This is a genomic window from Bacillus sp. SIMBA_074 (genome assembly GCF_046534555.1).
Lineage (GTDB): Bacteria > Bacillota > Bacilli > Bacillales > Bacillaceae_G > Bacillus_A > Bacillus_A mycoides.
The window spans coordinates 1-301 of sequence record NZ_JAWRYM010000315.1; the positions used below are offsets into that span (position 1 = coordinate 1).

At 74.1% G+C, this 301-nt stretch carries 1 pseudogene; it reads right to left on the reverse strand.

Features of this window, described 5'->3' with window-relative positions:
• Window positions 1-301: pseudogene (locus SB773_RS30985) on the reverse strand (hypothetical protein); the annotation flags it as partial.

Consider the following 301-nt stretch of genomic DNA (forward strand, 5'->3'; position numbering starts at 1 on the left):
CGAGCGCTGCTGACGGGAAGCTGCGCCCCACCGCGCCGTCCGCCGCGACGAGGGCGACGGGACGGTCGATCTGACGCGAGAGCTCCGACAGCACGGCGCCCAGCGCGCGACCGCCGAACCGCTGACGAAGACGGACGGCGGCTCCGCGGCTGCCCGCATCCCATCGGCAAGCGTCCCGGTGGCCTGCAGCCGGGACGAGAGGATGCGGCGCTTGGTCGCACGGGTCCACGGCAGCCGCTGGAGGGAGGCGCCGGACAGGTTGATCACGGCGTCCGCCCAGTCGAACAGCGCGACGTCGATC